The sequence below is a fragment of the Bacillus sp. ISL-7 genome (assembly GCF_018613065.1).
In genome coordinates, this window is record NZ_JAGGQW010000040.1 from 82855 (window position 1) to 97298 (window position 14444).

The following is a 14444-nucleotide window of genomic DNA, read 5'->3' on the forward strand; positions in this document are numbered from 1 at the left end:
ATAATCTGGAATATTTCGAATGGTTCTTTTTTTAGTTCCAATCATCCCTTTAACCTAGAGTTACAGCATCCCAAGTTCCATCTGTGCTTTTCCCAATGGATTAGATGCTAAGTCAAAATCGACTCCTTTAATATATTTATACTTAATTACCTCGGTTGTTGCTCCGCCAGAAAATCCAAAGGTCAAATTCACAAAAATTAAACTGTGTTCTGCAACAACAATAAACCCTGTATTTGTAAGGGCGGAATTAGCATGAATTGATATATTTTCTCATCTTTTTTCATAACTTTCTTTAAAGCTTTTATTGCAAATACATAAAATTTCCGTTTGGTTTTAGGAAATTCGAGTGAGATTTCTTCCATTTCATTAAATGTGTATTCTATTTGGAAGTACATTAATGCATAAAATGTTATTATGTAATTCTACAAACGAGAAAGTCTTAGAGAAGTGATCTATATTAAAAAGTTCAAGTATATAGTGTTTTAATAAAATGGTAAAATATTATTAGGAAACCTTTTACAGAAAGAACAAGGAGGTTCTTATTTGTGAAAGGAAGTATAAAGAAAAATCAACAAACAGGTAAATGGGATATTGTTGCCGATATTGGCAAAGACCCAGTCACTGGGAATAGAAAGCAAAAGAAGAAACGAGGTTTTAAAACTAAACAAGAAGCGGAAAAGGCATTAACAAAGATTTTAAATGAAATTAATGAGGGAACTTTTTTTGAACCAGTAAATATGACAGTTAATCAATTTATGGAGATATGGTTTAAAGAGAGAAAGCTATCTGTAGAAAGAACAACATATCAAAATAATATTTCCTTCTTCAAAATATACATTTCTCCCAAATTGGGGTCATTAAAGATAAATGAAGTTACACCCATTTACCTTCAGAATTTTGTTAATGAACTAGTTGAAAATACAAACCTTGCTTCAAGTACAATTCATAAAATACTTGATGTATTAAAAGTATCTTTTTCTCGAGCAGTAAAACTCAGGATTATTAAAGAAAACCCAGTTGTTCTTGTTGATTTACCAAAGATAAAAAAAACTGAAATGAAAGTATGGGATATTAACCAAGTTAATTTCTTTTTAGAAAATGTCTCTAACATTAAAAGACCTAGTAAATATCTATCGGCGTACTTATTGGCAATATTGACGGGTATGCGTCAAGGGGAGATATTGGGCTTGAGATTTAAGGATATAGACTTTCAATCAAAACAAATATTTATAACACAAACATTGTCGCATGATGGTAAAGAACTTAGGAACGGTACTAAAACCAAAGCAGGGATACGCACTATACATATTCCTGATGTTCTCATTAATCATCTGAAAAATGAACGAAAAAAAATTCTTGAGAGCAAGTTGAGGTACAGAAATGAATATGAAGATAATGACTTAGTCATATGTACAAAGAATGGGAAGCCAGTTCAACCTACAAACCTTTTAAGAGGGTTCAAGAATGATGTTAGGAAAATTGGATTACCAATATTACGGTTTCATGATTTGCGACATACCCATGCGACAATATTAATACAGCAAAATATAAATCCTAAAGTGATTCAAGAACGGTTAGGACATTCGAGAATAGGAATTACACTTGACATTTATAGCCATGTACTCCCAAGTATGCAACAAGAAGTTGCTCGGAAATTAGATGAAATAATAATGATGAATTCTACTGCTATGTGACCAAACTGTGACCAATATACATTTATTAATGGTTAAAAGCTTTTTAAATCAAGGTTTTGTTATGGTTTTTCTCCTTCGTGCTTGGAAGGCGGTGAAATAATGTCAACGAAGAATATCGAGGAAAAACAGTATCTGCTCCGTTTTAAGTGTGATACAAAGTCTCATTTGACCGTAATGGATCATGACGTATGCATGACAAAATGTCCCGATAAAATTTGTACAGTATTTTGCCCAGCGGAGGTTTATAAGTGGGAAGGAACACGGATGCAGGTTGGCTATGAAGGATGCCATGAATGTGGAAGCTGCCGGATCGGCTGCCCATACCAGAACATTAAATGGGAATATCCAAAAGGCGGACACGGGATTGTATTCCGTTTAGCGTAAATTGGATATAAAAAAGGAGCTGTTTGCGATTTATGCAAACAGCTCCTTTATTTATGTAGATATTTTAATAATACTATATGTGGGTTATTTCACAAGTGATGGTAAAAAAAGGTGAAGCAGAAGGTAAGTTTTTAGGGGGTTAGCTTATTTTCTCTAGTATGGTAGCTGAGGAAAGTTTATCGTTTTTGCTGGCTGTGACAAGCGAAGATGCAAATGAGTTCGCATGATCCATTAACTCCATACTCGGTGAGCAATAATATGGTTTTTTCCAATTGAAATCACCTTCACTATCGGCAGGATATATACTTACTTTCCAATGATAGTATATTTTTGACTGTGGGAGCTGCACCCCTTCTACGGCAATAAGCCAATGTGTCGAAGGTGAGTTAGGGTAGTATGCTGCGGATTCCTGTAAGGAAACTAGATCATTTACACCAATGGGTATTAATGCCTTTTGATAAAAGTCATGATAATTTGGGGTTTTCATATTTTTTTCCCTCCCTTTTATGTTCTATCTCTATTATATGAAACATTTAAACTTTTTTTGTGTGATAAATGTTAAAATTTTAAAAAAAATTAACGAGTTTTCATGAAACTGTCAAAAATTCATAACTTAATTGTAATTGTGACCTATGTCACTACATTAATTAATGGTTGATTTTATATTTGAAGCAATAGAATGAGATAGAGGTGATTGTTGATGAGTGGCTGTATGAGTGCTCTTGGTGTATATATCGGGACTACATCTGGACCAATAGCTGTTATGGAATATGAACATGACCAGGCAAAAGCAAATATTGGAGAATTTCTTGAAAAAGCAGAAAGTGGTCTTATATCTACGGCAGAATCGAAAAAAACAGCTGAACTAATTCAAAATGCCTACTTTATCTTAACAGAGCATTTCTCCAAAGAGGAAAATGTTTTGTTCCCAATGGCTGAAAGAATGCTTATAGAAGAGGAAAAGGAAGAATTATACCGTAAAATCCAAGACATAAAATAAAGGATGGGCTTCTGGCCCATCCTATTTTACTTTTGATTCCATTCTTTAACCTTTTGGTCAGTTGGAAGGAGAAACGCAATTAAGCCTAGAATCGGAAGTACACCGAGCCATGTAATCATCGACTGTAATCCAATCCAGTCTGCAATATAACCAAGTCCTACAGAACCAATTGCACCCATTCCAAACGCAAGTCCTATGAGTTAAACCAGACATCATCCCAATTTTCCCCGGGACTAATTCCTGTGCATATACTACCGTTACAGAAAAACTAGTCATTAAAATAAACCCAGTAAGTATTAAGAAAATAAATGCCAACGTTGGTGGTACCTGTGGAATTAAAATTGAAAAAGGAATCGTTGCTAACATTGAAAAGGAAATGATTGTTTTTTTGCCAAAACGATCTGAAAGAGGACCTCCAAAAAAAGTACCGACGGCACCGGAAACTAAAAAAGCGAACAGGAATAATTGTGATTGCTTAATCGTAAGGGCATATTCCTTTATCGAATAAAAGGTATAAAAGTTGGTAATTCCAGAAGAATACCAAGTCCTTGCAAAAATTAATAATAAAATCAATGCTAAGGTATTTTTTACCTCTTTAGTTATTGCTACATTATTAGATGAGCTAGATTTCTTTTTCTTTAGTATATTTGGGGAAGCTATCAACCTGTGATTATACCAATTTGCAATATAAATTAATAAAATCACAGCTAGTGCTGCCACAATCGTAAACCAGGATGCACCAATCTGCCCCAAAGGAACCAATATTAGTGCAGTTATCAGTGGAGCCAATGCTTGACCCGTGTTTCCACCGACCTGATAAATCGACTGTGCCAGCCCGCGTCGATTTCCTGCAGCCATATACGCAACCCGGGAACCTTCCGGGTGAAATACTGCTGAACCAAGACCGATGAAAAGGACTGACAAGACAATTAGTCCAAAGTTTGAAGCAAACCCTAATCCAAGAATACCGACTAACGTGAAAGTCAGTCCGATCGGCAGTGCGAAAGGCATTGGTTTCTTGTCAGTTATGTAGCCGACCATTGGCTGCAAAACAGATGAGACCATATTTAGGGAAAAAGCAATGATTCCAAGCTGGGTAAAACTTAGCCCCATTGATTTTTCTAAAATAGGGAACATGGCTGGCACCACAGCTTGAATGGCATCATTCAATAAATGGCACAATCCAATAATAAAAAGAATTTTAAACATGGTTGATTCAGAAGACTTTGGAGCCTTTGCAGGTAAAACAGCTTGTGAACTCATAATGATCCCTTCTTTATTAAAATTCTAAATTTTTTTATAACCATATTTTACTACCGAACCATAAAAATAAGAAATATTTTATTTATAATTAATTTTATAGTCTCTGTCTAAATTGGCCGTTGATTTCCGCTCCAATCAACGTAGGCTTTAAATCAACAATGAGCTTTAACAAAGCCATTTAATAAAAAAATTCCTATCATGCATCAATTTCCCTTGGATACGAAATATTCCTGATTTTTTTAGGGTGAATTGACATTTCTTAAAAATTTTTTTATAATAATCTTGAAATCAAGATATTTTATTCGTATTGATACCTCAAAGTAAGTCTAATTTATAAACCTAAAAGGATGAGTTTTTTATGGAAAATAATTCAACTGCTAATTCATTAAAGCTTTTTATAGTCCTTTCAAGAGCGTATAAAGCAATTAACGAGCATGTAAATAAAGTGATCCAGGCCAGTGGGTTAAATCCTACTGAATTTGCAGTTTTGGAGCTCCTTTACCATAAAGGTGACCAGCCAATGCAGCAAATAGGCGGGAAAATATTACTTGCAAGTGGAAGCATTACTTACGTGGTCGACAAGCTCGAACAAAAAGGGATGTTAAAAAGAATTGCCTGTCCGAAGGACCGTCGAGTCACATTTGCACAAATAACTGAAGATGGGAAAAAGTTTATTCAGGATATTTTTCCTGAACATGCTGAGCAAATTGATAAACTCATGTCATCACTGACTGAAACTGAAAAACTGGAAGCAATTGACCTGTTGAAAAAACTAGGGTTGCCTGCTGGTAAGTTCTAATACGGCCATTGGGTCGTATTTTTTTTGTTGTTAGGAATGTTAGTCGATAGTATATAATAAAATAGATTGGAATAATAGCAAAGTATAAAAAGGGGATGGTTCAATGGGGTTTGAGAACTATACATACATACGTCCGGATTTAAATGAGGTAACAGAAAAATTTCATTTGGCACTTGAGAGCCTAAAAAATGCAGAATCAGTTGAAGAGCAAAGCAGGGTCATGAATGAGATTAATAAACTAAGAAATGATCTAGGTACGATGTTCAACCTTTGTTATATTCGTCATTCTATTGATACAAATGATGAGTTTTATAAGGATGAACAAGATTTTATGGATGAAATCCAGCCTGAAGTTGAAGGGTTAGTAACTAAGTATTATCAAGTGCTTGTAAATTCTAAGTTCCGTCCTGAATTAGAAGAGAAATGGGGAAAGCAGCTATTTGCCCTGGCTGAAGGACAACTTAAAACATTTAAACCTGAAATTGTGCCCTTACTTCAGAAGGAAAATCGCCTATCAACGGAATATACGAAGCTAATGGCCTCGGCAAAGATAGAATTCGAAGGGGAAGAGAGAACATTAGCACAATTAGAACCATTCGCGCAGTCGACTGACAGAAAAATGAGAAAACGAGCCAATGAAGCGAAATTTGGTTTTATGGTTGAACATGAAGCTGAGTTTGATCGAATTTATGATGATCTGGTGAAAGTAAGGACAGAAATTGCCGAATCACTTGGATTTAATAACTTTGTTGAACTTGGTTATTACAGAATGATGAGAACAGATTATAATGCTGAGATGGTCGCCAATTTCCGTAGTCAAGTACAGGATTTCATTGTTCCGATTGCGACAAAATTAAAAGTACGTCAACAAGAAAGAATCGGACTGGATAAATTAAAGTACTATGATGAAAGCTTTAATTTTCAAACTGGTAATGCCACTCCAAAAGGTACTCCGGAATGGATCATAGAAAATGGACAAAAAATGTATGAAGATCTTTCAGAAGATACGGGGGCATTTTTTCGCTATATGCAAGATAATCATTTGATGGATCTTGTTGCCAAGAAGGGTAAGGCCGGCGGAGGCTACTGTACGTTTATAGAGAATTATAAAGCACCTTTCATTTTTTCTAATTTCAACGGAACGTCCGGGGATATTGATGTCCTGACACATGAGGCAGGTCATGCTTTCCAAGTATATTCAAGCCGTCATTTTGAGATTCCCGAATATGCATGGCCAACCTATGAAGCCTGTGAAATTCATTCGATGAGTATGGAATTTTTCACATGGCCATGGATGGACTTGTTCTTTAAGGAAGACACTGATAAATACAAGTTTTCTCATTTAAGTGATGCCCTATTATTCTTGCCATATGGGGTTTCGGTTGATGAATTTCAACATTGGGTCTATGAAAACCCAGAAGCTACTCCAAAAGAGCGTAAGTTCCAGTGGCGTGAGATTGAGAAAAAATATTTGCCGCATAAAGATTATGACGGAAATGAATACCTAGAGAATGGCGGCTTCTGGCAGCGCCAAGGGCATATCTATAATTCGCCATTTTACTATATTGATTATACGCTCGCCCAAATTTGTGCTTTCCAATTCTGGAAGCGTTCAAGAGAGAATCAAGATGAAGCTTGGGCAGATTATGTGAAGCTTTGTAAGTTAGGCGGGAGTATGTCATTCACAAAGTTAGTCGAGGCAGCAAATCTAATCTCTCCTTTTGAAGTTGGTTGTGTAGAGTCAGTTGTGGGTGTAATTGATGATTGGTTAAAATCTGTGGATGATAAAAATCTATAGTTAAATGAAAAAAGCGAAGCCGTTCAAGAAATGGCTTCGCTTTTGACCTATTTAAGAGAAGTTACTTTAGAAACTACTTTGAGCTGATTTTCTTCAACAACGGCAGATAATTTTTTAGTATCTGGTTCCTCTAAGATAAAATCAGCAATTTTATCTTCAAGTTCTTCTTGGATTACGCGGCGGAGCGGGCGTGCCCCAAATGCGGGGTGGTACCCAAGCATAGCTAGTTTTTCTTTTGCTTCAGTTGTAATGGTTAATTCAATCTTTTGCTCAGTAAGTGTTTCTTGTAATTCACTAATCATTAAATCGACAATATAGAGGATATGCTCTTTACCGAGTGAATTGAATTCAATAATACTATCGAAACGATTCAAGAATTCTGGCTTAAAGAAGCCGCCTAACGAGTCAAGTATACTTGCTTCTTCGATCGCCGCTGTTGTACCAAATCCAACATGAACTGTCCTGTGGCCCACACCAGCATTGCTTGTCATAATGATAACAGTATCCTTAAAGCTGACAATTCTTCCTTGACTGTCTGTGAGTCGGCCATCTTCAAGAATTTGCAGGAACAGATGCTGGACATCTGGATGTGCTTTTTCAATTTCATCTAATAAAATAATGCTATATGGATTTCTCCTCACTTTTTCGGTTAGCTGTCCTGCCTCTTCATGACCTACATAGCCAGGAGGTGAGCCGATTAATTTGGAGACGCTGTGTTTTTCCATGTATTCGCTCATATCAAGACGGATCATCGAATCCTTAGAACCAAATAATTCCTCAGCAAGCGTTTTGGTTAACTCTGTTTTTCCCACGCCGGTTGGTCCAACAAATAAAAAGGAACCAATTGGGCGATGCTTTGATTTTAAGCCGGCCCGACTACGTCTAATCGCTTTAGAAACTTTATTTACAGCCTTTTCCTGGCCAATAACCCTTTGGTTAAGATTTTCTTCTAATGCCTTCATTTTTAGCTGCTCATCTTGTTGCAGCTTTCCAACAGGTATCCCTGTTTTTTGTTCGATGATTTCTTGTATAAGCCCTACATCAACGATGGGTCTTTCAGAGCTTGATATGAAATGTAAAGACTTTTCAAGGTTTGTTTCTTCATCGCGAAGGGATGCTGCCCTTTCATACTGCTCATTTTTAAGTGCTTCTTCCTTCTCAGCAGCAATCTCTTTTAGACGTATTTCAATTTGTTCATTGCTCTTATAATCCGAAACTAGGTTTAATTTCGAACCAGCTTCATCAAGCAAATCGATGGCTTTGTCAGGTAAAAAGCGGTCTTGAATATAGCGCTGAGACAATTGAACACATGCAAGGATTGCTTCATCAGAATAGACGACTTCATGATAATCCTCATACTTCTTTTGTATCCCTTTTAATATATCAATCGCAGCTTCTGCAGTCGGTTCAAGTACATGAACTGGTTGGAAGCGCCGTTCCAGAGCAGAATCTTTTTCGATTTGGCGATATTCTTTTAAGGTGGTTGCACCAACCACCTGAAGTTCTCCACGTGCAAGGGCAGGCTTTAAAATGTTGCCGGCATCCATAGAGCCTTCAGCAGAGCCAGCACCTACTAGCAGATGAATCTCATCGATGAAAAGGATTATATTTTTCCGCTCCTGTAATTCGGAAATGACTTGCTTCATTCTTTCCTCAAATTGGCCACGGATTCCTGTATTGGCAACAAGGGAAGCGACGTCAAGCAAATATACCTCTTTACCCCGTAACTTACCTGGGACATCTCCTTCAGCAATTTTCTGGGCAAGATCTTCAGCAATTGCAGTCTTCCCGACCCCTGGTTCACCAATTAATACCGGATTATTCTTATTTCGTCTGTTTAGTATTTCAATGACACGCTTTACTTCTCCATCGCGGCCGATGACAGGATCTATCAACCCCGCTTTTGCCATTTGGGTTAAATTACGTCCGAATTGATCAATAAAGCCACCTTTTCCGGTTTTTCTTCCTGTTTGTTGTGTAGGTTGAATGTTATCATCCTTATCATGAGAAGCGTTATTCATGAACAGATTTTCAAATGGGAAGCTTGGATAAGAATTCATCTTTGGACCAAAACTTGCACCTAAAGTTTGCTTTTCTTTTGTATAACATTCGTGACAGAGTTTGATTTCCTTACGTTGTCCGTTAATAATCATATTTAATTGAATGTTCGCATGGTTTTCTTTACATTGTTGACAAAGCATAAGCAAATTACCTCCTTGTAAAGATTCATATTTTCACTTTGACTTTGACTATATTTGACCTTATGACGATAGTATACTCTGACCTTTTTTGACTTTCAAGAAATTTGTTTTTGGTAATGCTTGCTATTTCAGGAAAAAAGCTCGTCTTTGTTTGTCCTTATCATCATATATTGATTATAAGGAGGAGATGATGTGAAAAGGGATTGGACTCAAGCATTTCAGATTGCGGCGGTCTATGTAGGCACTGTAGTAGGCGCTGGATTCGCCACGGGAAAAGAAATCGTTGAATTTTTTTCGCGGTTTGGTTTCTTTGGCTTAATAAGTATTTTGATGAGCGGATATCTCTTTATTTCATTGGGTTCAAAATTAATGAGAATGGCTGCACTTATAGATGCAAAATCTTATCAAGAGTTTAATGAGTACTTGTTTGGCAAATGGCCTGGTCGTGTCATTAACGTCTTTATGCTATTTATGCTTCTTGGTGTTAGTGCTGTGATGCTTTCAGGGGCTGGGGCTATTTTTGAGGAACAGTTAAATCTGCCCAAAGCAGTCGGTGTTTTCCTGACAATTTTTTTATCCTTTTTAGTCATGCTAGTTGGTACAAAAGGTCTTTTTGCTGTCAACACGTTTGTTGTTCCGGTAATGATCACATTCAGCATAATTTTAATGTTCTATTCCATTCAAATGCCCAACTTCCTCAATCAATTATTATTTATTCCCCATTCTGACGATGGCTGGAAAAGTGTGATTGCACCATTTTCATATGTGGCATTGAATCTGGGGCTAGCACAAGCCGTTTTAGTACCGATTGCAACAGAGGTAAAGGATGATTGGACAATCAAATGGGGAGGGATTCTTGGGGGTGCTGCTTTAACAGTGATATTGATTGCTGGTCATTTCACTTTAATCATGCTTCCTAATTTAGAACAATATAATATTCCAATGGCAATTATTATGAAAAACTTAGCCCCTTTTTTTTATTGGATTTTTGTACTCGTTATATATGGAGAGATTTTTACTTCTGTAATTGGAAATGTCTTTGGACTGGACCGACAATTGAAGCAATATTTGCCCATTCCAACAATTGTGTCGGTTACGCTTATTTTTATTGTTTCCTACCTGATAAGTCTTGTGAATTACGGTACGTTGCTATCCTATTTGTATCCATTGTTTGGTTACATTTGCATGATTTTTTTTATTTTACTATGGATGAAACCATTTACACCAAGTATAAGAAAATAGAAAAGCAAGTGTCTGCTAGACACTCTGCTTTTCTATTTAAAAGGCAAAATAATAAAAATCAAAAGGTCAAAAATGATATGAGAAACAATAACCAAGGGCATACTCTTTTTAAAAAAATAAAGATATCCCCACACAAAACCAGAAATAAAGGCAGCGAGAACTAATAAAAATGAGCCCGAATAAATATGGACGGAAGCGTACAGAATTGATGCAGACAAAATACTTACAACCGGATTTAAGTATTTCGAGAGTCTTTTTTGGATAAATCCACGCCAGAAAAGTTCTTCGCCAGGTGCCGCAACTAAAACAAGTGCAAGGTACTGCCAAAATAAGGATGGGGCATACCAGTTATAGAGATTTTTAATGCTTGTATCAATTGGCAGCTGAAGTATCTCCATTCCCCGTATACCAGCCCGAAAAACAAAATATAATAAGAAACCGGATATTGATCCAAGTAGGATAAATTGAATAAATGATACTTCATCATCCACCTCCTCTTGAAAGGTTGAGTATGCGATGAGTACCAGAACTGATCCTGAAAATATATACCAAAAGATCGCTCTATCATGAAATGAAAAAAATAAAAGAACGTGAGCAATAATAAAACCAATAAGTATGCGAGGGTCTAGGAAGAATTTTTTCATTATCGCGATCTCCTTTTCGAAACAATAAAATATATTTTATCAAATTAGTTTTTCAAATGGAAATCATTACATCACCCCTTTCCCCATTTATATTGTTTAGAAAACCAAGAAAAGAAAAAAATAATAAGGAAGGGAGTGAAAGGGATGAGCAAATCAAGGAGTGAACAAGAACGAGAATGGACAGTTAGGAAACAAGATCAAAATCCTCATGGGAAAGTCAAAAGTTTAAAGCAGTTATCAAAGGAAGCAGGAAAAGGCGAATAGCGGTTTAAAAAAAAAGGCAGCCATGGCTAGACTGCCTTTTCTATAATTCTATTAATTAATAAGCGCTTTCTTTTACAACCTTATAGTTTTTGTGATTAACAACTGTTCGTTGATCCAATTCTAAATCACGATAATTGTCCATAAATGTTAGGTCGACTATGACAGAATTTTCATTTACCTTTTCAACGATCCCCTTTAGACCACCGCGGAATTCTATGATATTTCCTACTTCTGCTTTTCTCATTTTAGTCTCTCTCCTTTACCCCAAAAAACTATAATAAAATCCAGTTAAATAACAGTTTGCACTACTTTATTCATTTCGTAAAGGCTTTTATTTGACAATTATGTTAATTCTTTATAAACATTTTAATAATATGCGAAAAAAGGCCATAAAAGAATCGGAAACGCTTTCAAAAGTTATCGTAAGTTTCGAAAATTGGCTTAATAAAAGTCATATACGTTAAAATAAACAGATAAAGGTGGTGCAACAGAATGAAGGAAGAAATGATCACTGAAATCTTGGATCGACTAATGACTGGTGAACTTTCAGAGTATTTTGTAACAAATGATGATTTCATGGAATTTCGTCAGGTACTTGTAAAAAGAAAAGATTTTAAGCATTTCCGCGGAATTGGTCAGAGGGGAGGCGATGTTTTGTATCAATATCTAAAAGAACCAAGAAGCTAATCGCTATTATTACCAGGAACTCTCCATTAGAAATGTTGAAATAATCAAAAGCTGTCGAAGGTGACAGATTTTATTGTTTTTTCATGGGGGAATGTGATAGTTTATGAATGTTTTTGACAGAATTGTGACAAATGATATAAAATTGATTTTACAGTTGTTTGATAAAGTGGAAAGTGCTATTCTATCAATTGAATAAACAAAAAACATTATCATGTGAGTGTAAATTCATTACATATTTGTTTTCCTTTTGGAAAAAATAATTGAAAAAGATTTGAATTTAACTCTTTAGCCAATTAATGATTTAGTTGACTAAATGATGAGAAATGTTTATTTTTAATGAAGCAAGTTTATATTTTTATATATATTAAAGGAGTTTGATGATCATGTCAGAAAAGCAATTTAAGGTAATCGCAGAAACAGGGATACATGCAAGACCAGCAACTTTATTAGTACAAACGGCTAGCCGATTTGATTCTGAGATTCATTTAGAGCATAAAGGTAAAAAAGTTAATTTAAAATCAATTATGGGTGTTATGTCTCTAGGTGTTGGCCAAGGTGCAGATATTACGATTTCTGCAGAAGGAAACGATGCAAACGATGCTTTAAATAGCCTTGAAGAAACATTGAAAAAAGAAGGATTGGCTGAATAATGACTTTTTTACATGGGATCGCAGCATCAAACGGTATCGCAATTGCGAAGGCATACCGTCTTGTTGAACCAGATTTATCTTTTGAACAAAAAACAATTGACGATGCTGCTGCAGAGGTTGACCGTTTTCGACAGGCAATGGAAAAATCTAAAGCAGAACTCGAAGCAATTCGTGACCGTGCCAAAGTTGACTTGGGTGCGGATAAAGCAGCAATTTTTGAAGCACATTTACTTGTCCTAAGTGATCCTGAATTAAATACACCAATAGAAGAAAAAATTCAGTCTGATAAAGTGAATGCTGAGTCTGCTTTAAAGGAAACTGCAGATATGTTCATTATGATGTTTGAACAAATGGATAATGAATATATGAAAGAACGTGCAGCAGATATTCGTGATGTAACGAAACGTGTATTAGCCCATTTATTAAGTGTTCAACTGGTTAATCCAAGCATGATTGCTGAGGAAGTTATCATTGTCGCAGAGGACTTAACACCTTCTGATACAGCACAATTAAACAGACAATTTGTCTTAGGATTTACAACAAATATTGGTGGACGTACGTCACATTCAGCAATTATGGCTCGCTCTATGGAAATTCCAGCAGTAGTTGGAACAAAAACGGCTACTGAGGAAATCAATAATGGGGATCTAGTTATTGTTGACGGTTTAAAAGGTGAAGTACATATAAATCCTACTCCAGAACTTGTTGAACAATACCGTAAAGTTCATGATGAGTATGAAGTACAAAAAGCTGAATGGGCCAAGCTTGTTAACGAACCAACGGTAACGAATGATGATCATCATGTAGAATTGGTCGCCAATATAGGTACTCCCAAGGATTTAAAGGGAGTAATTGAAAATGGCGGGGAAGGTGTAGGTCTTTACAGGACCGAGTTCCTATATATGGGAAGAGACCAGCTTCCAACAGAGGAAGAACAGTTTGAGTCCTATAAAGCCGTTTTAGAAGGATTAAAAGGAAAACCTGTTGTAGTTCGTACCTTGGATATTGGTGGGGATAAAGAACTGCCATATTTGGATTTACCAAAGGAAATGAATCCATTCTTAGGCTTCCGGGCCATTCGATTATGTTTAGAAGAGCAGGATATATTCCGCACCCAGCTTAGAGCCTTGTTACGGGCAAGTAACTATGGGAATTTAAAAATCATGTTCCCGATGATTGCAACTCTGGATGAATTCCGTGCGGCAAAAACGATTCTTGAAGAAGAAAAGCAAAAGCTTCTTGCTGAAGGTCAAAAGGTTTCCGATGAAATTGAACTTGGAATAATGGTCGAAATTCCTTCAACTGCTATCTTAGCTGATCAATTTGCAAAAGAAGTAGACTTCTTTAGTATTGGAACAAATGATTTGATTCAATATACGATGGCTGCAGACCGCATGAACCAACGTGTTTCATACCTATATCAGCCCTATAGCCCATCCATTTTACGATTAGTAAAAATGGTTATTGATGCATCACATGCAGAAGGAAAATGGACAGGTATGTGTGGGGAAATGGCAGGAGATGAAACGGCTATTCCGGTTCTTTTAGGTCTTGGGCTTGATGAATTTTCTATGAGTGCAACTTCAATTTTAAAAGCTCGCTCACAAATCAGGAATTTGAAAAAATCTGATATGGAGAAGCTTGCTCAACAAGTTTTAAATATGCAAACAACCGCTCAGGTTATTGAAGCAGTAAATGGCGCCACAAAGTAAACACAATACTCAAAAAAGACCGGCTGATGATTAGCCGGTCTTTTTCTGTCGTTCATTTATTTTTTGATTTTTCACAGTATTGTCTTTTTAATTATGGATTTTTGAG

At 36.1% G+C, this 14444-nt stretch carries 14 protein-coding genes and 1 pseudogene; 10 read left to right on the forward strand and 5 right to left on the reverse strand.

Translation table 11 applies throughout. The features are described from left to right. Window positions 1-545 precede the first annotated feature (545 nt). On the forward strand, window positions 546-1694 hold the full coding sequence (locus J7E66_RS32610) for a site-specific integrase (RefSeq protein WP_215001648.1): 1149 nt from the start codon (window positions 546-548) through the stop codon (window positions 1692-1694). 99 nt (window positions 1695-1793) lie between these two features. Further along, the gene (locus J7E66_RS15975) at window positions 1794-2078 is read left to right on the forward strand and encodes a ferredoxin family protein (RefSeq protein WP_168242623.1); all 285 of its coding nucleotides are present in this window, start codon (window positions 1794-1796) and stop codon (window positions 2076-2078) included. Window positions 2079-2217: 139 nt separating this feature from the next. Here J7E66_RS15975 and J7E66_RS15980 read toward each other — a convergent pair whose 3' ends face one another. After that, window positions 2218-2565: a hypothetical protein gene (locus tag J7E66_RS15980; RefSeq protein ID WP_214732307.1), complete on the reverse strand. Its 348-nt coding sequence runs from the start codon at window positions 2563-2565 to the stop codon at window positions 2218-2220. Window positions 2566-2778: 213 nt separating this feature from the next. Here J7E66_RS15980 and J7E66_RS15985 point away from each other — a divergent pair, with 213 nt between their 5' ends. Further along, window positions 2779-3078 (forward strand): hemerythrin domain-containing protein, encoded by a 300-nt coding sequence (locus tag J7E66_RS15985; RefSeq protein WP_215001650.1) that lies wholly within the window; start codon window positions 2779-2781, stop codon window positions 3076-3078. Window positions 3079-3104: 26 nt separating this feature from the next. Here J7E66_RS15985 and J7E66_RS15990 read toward each other — a convergent pair. Continuing rightward, window positions 3105-4341: pseudogene (locus J7E66_RS15990) on the reverse strand (MFS transporter). 358 nt (window positions 4342-4699) lie between these two features. Between J7E66_RS15990 and J7E66_RS15995 the strand changes: the two are divergent. Both J7E66_RS15995 and J7E66_RS16000 read left to right on the forward strand, forming a co-directional pair. Further along, window positions 4700-5140 (forward strand): MarR family winged helix-turn-helix transcriptional regulator, encoded by a 441-nt coding sequence (locus tag J7E66_RS15995; RefSeq protein WP_168242626.1) that lies wholly within the window; start codon window positions 4700-4702, stop codon window positions 5138-5140. Between the two features lie 103 nt (window positions 5141-5243). Beyond that, window positions 5244-6938: a M3 family oligoendopeptidase gene (locus J7E66_RS16000; protein ID WP_215001652.1), complete on the forward strand. Its 1695-nt coding sequence runs from the start codon at window positions 5244-5246 to the stop codon at window positions 6936-6938. Between the two features lie 47 nt (window positions 6939-6985). Here the strand turns inward: J7E66_RS16000 and J7E66_RS16005 are convergent, their stop codons facing one another. Beyond that, window positions 6986-9139, reverse strand: coding sequence for an ATP-dependent Clp protease ATP-binding subunit (locus J7E66_RS16005; RefSeq protein ID WP_215001653.1), 2154 nt, complete (start codon window positions 9137-9139; stop codon window positions 6986-6988). Between the two features lie 192 nt (window positions 9140-9331). Between J7E66_RS16005 and J7E66_RS16010 the strand changes: the two genes are divergently transcribed. After that, window positions 9332-10381 (forward strand): YkvI family membrane protein, encoded by a 1050-nt coding sequence (locus J7E66_RS16010; RefSeq protein ID WP_215001655.1) that lies wholly within the window; start codon window positions 9332-9334, stop codon window positions 10379-10381. Between the two features lie 32 nt (window positions 10382-10413). Here J7E66_RS16010 and J7E66_RS16015 read toward each other — a convergent pair whose 3' ends face one another. Beyond that, a complete protein-coding gene (locus tag J7E66_RS16015; protein WP_215001657.1) occupies window positions 10414-11025 on the reverse strand; it encodes a CPBP family intramembrane glutamic endopeptidase in 612 nt (203 codons plus the stop codon). A gap of 144 nt (window positions 11026-11169) precedes the next feature. Here J7E66_RS16015 and J7E66_RS31805 point away from each other — a divergent pair, with 144 nt between their 5' ends. Next, complete coding sequence (locus tag J7E66_RS31805) at window positions 11170-11289, forward strand: DUF6254 family protein (RefSeq protein WP_251032950.1); 120 nt, start codon at window positions 11170-11172, stop codon at window positions 11287-11289. 55 nt (window positions 11290-11344) lie between these two features. Here the strand turns inward: J7E66_RS31805 and J7E66_RS16020 are convergent, their stop codons facing one another. Further along, window positions 11345-11533, reverse strand: a complete 189-nt coding sequence (locus J7E66_RS16020; RefSeq protein ID WP_066252404.1) for a YkvS family protein — start codon at window positions 11531-11533, stop codon at window positions 11345-11347. Window positions 11534-11781: 248 nt separating this feature from the next. On the opposite strand from J7E66_RS16020, the gene J7E66_RS16025 reads away from it, so the two are divergent. The 3 genes from J7E66_RS16025 to ptsP all read left to right on the forward strand — a co-directional run bounded on the left by J7E66_RS16025 (window position 11782) and on the right by ptsP (window position 14338). After that, the gene (locus J7E66_RS16025) at window positions 11782-11976 is read left to right on the forward strand and encodes a hypothetical protein (RefSeq protein ID WP_214714687.1); all 195 of its coding nucleotides are present in this window, start codon (window positions 11782-11784) and stop codon (window positions 11974-11976) included. Window positions 11977-12359: 383 nt separating this feature from the next. Next, on the forward strand, window positions 12360-12626 hold the full coding sequence (locus J7E66_RS16030) for a phosphocarrier protein HPr (protein ID WP_215001659.1): 267 nt from the start codon (window positions 12360-12362) through the stop codon (window positions 12624-12626). Continuing rightward, window positions 12626-14338 carry a phosphoenolpyruvate--protein phosphotransferase gene (ptsP, locus tag J7E66_RS16035; RefSeq protein ID WP_215001661.1) on the forward strand — a complete coding sequence of 571 codons (1713 nt, stop codon included), beginning with the start codon at window positions 12626-12628 and terminating at the stop codon, window positions 14336-14338. Before J7E66_RS16030 ends, ptsP begins: the two co-directional genes overlap by 1 nt. Window positions 14339-14444: the final 106 nt, after the last annotated feature.

What these genes read in the sequence shown, in the direction of transcription:
- J7E66_RS15975 (WP_168242623.1), top strand. Translation starts at nt 1,794, where the DNA reads ATGTCAACGAAGAATATCGAGGAAAAACAGTATCTGCTCCGTTTTAAG.
- J7E66_RS15980 (WP_214732307.1), bottom strand. Translation starts at nt 2,565, where the DNA reads ATGAAAACCCCAAATTATCATGACTTTTATCAAAAGGCATTAATACCC.
- J7E66_RS15985 (WP_215001650.1), top strand. Translation starts at nt 2,779, where the DNA reads ATGAGTGGCTGTATGAGTGCTCTTGGTGTATATATCGGGACTACATCT.
- J7E66_RS15995 (WP_168242626.1), top strand. Translation starts at nt 4,700, where the DNA reads ATGGAAAATAATTCAACTGCTAATTCATTAAAGCTTTTTATAGTCCTT.
- J7E66_RS16000 (WP_215001652.1), top strand. Translation starts at nt 5,244, where the DNA reads ATGGGGTTTGAGAACTATACATACATACGTCCGGATTTAAATGAGGTA.
- J7E66_RS16005 (WP_215001653.1), bottom strand. Translation starts at nt 9,139, where the DNA reads ATGCTTTGTCAACAATGTAAAGAAAACCATGCGAACATTCAATTAAAT.
- J7E66_RS16015 (WP_215001657.1), bottom strand. Translation starts at nt 11,025, where the DNA reads ATGAAAAAATTCTTCCTAGACCCTCGCATACTTATTGGTTTTATTATT.
- J7E66_RS31805 (WP_251032950.1), top strand. Translation starts at nt 11,170, where the DNA reads ATGAGCAAATCAAGGAGTGAACAAGAACGAGAATGGACAGTTAGGAAA.
- J7E66_RS16020 (WP_066252404.1), bottom strand. Translation starts at nt 11,533, where the DNA reads ATGAGAAAAGCAGAAGTAGGAAATATCATAGAATTCCGCGGTGGTCTA.
- J7E66_RS16025 (WP_214714687.1), top strand. Translation starts at nt 11,782, where the DNA reads ATGAAGGAAGAAATGATCACTGAAATCTTGGATCGACTAATGACTGGT.
- J7E66_RS16030 (WP_215001659.1), top strand. Translation starts at nt 12,360, where the DNA reads ATGTCAGAAAAGCAATTTAAGGTAATCGCAGAAACAGGGATACATGCA.
- ptsP (WP_215001661.1), top strand. Translation starts at nt 12,626, where the DNA reads ATGACTTTTTTACATGGGATCGCAGCATCAAACGGTATCGCAATTGCG.